2 protein-coding genes are annotated in these 1,745 nt (G+C 72.8%); both read left to right on the top strand.

All coding sequences use genetic code 11. The annotated features are described in order from the left end of the window. Positions 1–117: 117 nt before the first annotated feature. Complete coding sequence (locus ADY01_RS35385; protein ID WP_049580965.1) at positions 118–1,221, top strand: LCP family protein; 1,104 nt, start codon at positions 118–120, stop codon at positions 1,219–1,221. A 170-nt stretch (positions 1,222–1,391) separates the two neighbouring features. Continuing rightward, positions 1,392–1,619 (top strand): 50S ribosomal protein L31, encoded by a 228-nt coding sequence (gene rpmE / locus ADY01_RS35380; RefSeq protein ID WP_049580964.1) that lies wholly within the window; start codon positions 1,392–1,394, stop codon positions 1,617–1,619. Positions 1,620–1,745 lie beyond the last annotated feature (126 nt).

Below are 1,745 nucleotides of genomic sequence, written 5' to 3'. Positions count from 1 at the left end.
GCCCCGGCGGCCCCGGCCGCCCTCCACGGAGGCCGGGGCCGCCCGCCGTCATGCCCGGGTGACGGGAGGGTGTCCGCCCGGGAAGCGGGAACCGGCGAAAGGGGGCACCATAGGTGAATGGGCCCCCAAACGGACGGAGAGCAGCGGGCGGGACGCCCCCGCCGGCCGGGCGGCGCGCGCGGCCATCGGCTCCTGCGCTTCACCGTCCTCGGGCTCTGCCTGCTGGTCCTGCTGGCCGGTGCCGGGCTCACCGCCCTCTACTTCAAGCTCGACCAGAACATCTCGCAGATCGACATCGACGGCGCGCTGGGCACGGGACGGCCGGAGGACGCCCCGCACGACTCGCTGGACATCCTGGTCCTGGGCTCCGACTCACGCGCCGGCGCGAACAGGGCGTACGGCGGCGCGAACGAGCCGGGGGCCCGCGCCGACACGGCGATGATCGTGCACATCAACGAGGGCCAGGACGCCGCCACCATCGTCTCCATCCCCCGCGACACCCTGGTGGAACGGCCCGCCTGCGAGCGCGAGGACGGCTCCGAGGCCCCCGCCCGCGAACGTTCCATGTTCAACGAGGCCTATACGGTCGGCGGCCCGGTCTGCTCGGTCAAGACCGTGGAGAACCTGACGGGGCTGCGCATGGACCACTTCGTCGAGATCGACTTCAAGGGCTTCGCCGAGCTGATCGACACCCTGGGCGGCGTGGAGATCACCACCACCCAGTCCATCGACGACGAGGACAGCCACCTGACGCTGCCCGCCGGCACCCACACCCTGGACGGGCAGCAGTCGCTCGCGCTGGTGCGCACCAGGAAGGCGGTCGGCGACGGCAGCGACCTCAGCCGGATAGAGCTCCAGCAGCAGTTCGTGCGGGAACTCGCCGACCAGGTCAGCGGCGTGGACCTGATGACCAACCCCAAGCGCCTCTACGACCTGGCCGACGTCGCCACCTCCGCGGTGACCACCGACTCCTCGCTGGGATCCGTCCGCGAGCTGGCCGGGCTCGGCCGGACCCTCCAGGGCATCGGCCCGGACCACCTCCAGATGGTCACCCTGCCGGTCACCTACGACCCTGCGGACCGCAACCGCGTCACGCCGCTGAAGAGGCAGTCCCAGCAGGTCTGGGAGGCCCTGCGGCAGGACCGGCCGGTGCCGAGGTCGGCCACCGAGGACTCCGCGGGGGAGGGCGGCGGGGGGGAACCCCTCGTCGCGCCCGACTGAGCCGGCGGGCGCCTCATCCCCCGCGCCGAGCGCGGCACCTCCCGGAATACCGGGGTGCCCGCCCTCGTTTTGGTGGGCACGCCCAGTGCTGGCAGACTGGACCGTCGGCCCCGGTTCACGGCGCGCATCCCGCGTGCCGACCCGGCGCCCTCCCGAAACGAGGAGAGACCGTGAAGCGCGACATCCACCCGGAGTACGTCGAGACCCAGGTCAGCTGTACCTGTGGGGCGTCGTTCACCACCCGTAGCACCGTGAGCACCGGCAGCATCCGTGCGGACATCTGCTCCGAGTGCCACCCGTTCTACACCGGCAAGCAGAAGATCCTCGACACCGGTGGCCGTGTGGCCCGGTTCGAGGCGCGCTTCGGCAAGAACGCCGGGTCCGCCGCCCGCAAGTAGCGACCCCGTCGGCGCCGGGCCGGCCGCTCCACGCGACAGACGTGGCGAGCGGCCGGGACCCGGCGTCTTTCGCGTCCCCGCCCGCGTTCCGTCGACGCGGCCCCGCGTTCCACCCGGCGCGTCCCC

The sequence above is a fragment of the Streptomyces sp. SBT349 genome (assembly GCF_001083795.1).
Classification (GTDB): domain Bacteria; phylum Actinomycetota; class Actinomycetes; order Streptomycetales; family Streptomycetaceae; genus Streptomyces.
The sequence above is the reverse complement of the archived record's forward strand: the minus strand, read 5'-3'. Positions and strand labels throughout refer to the sequence as shown.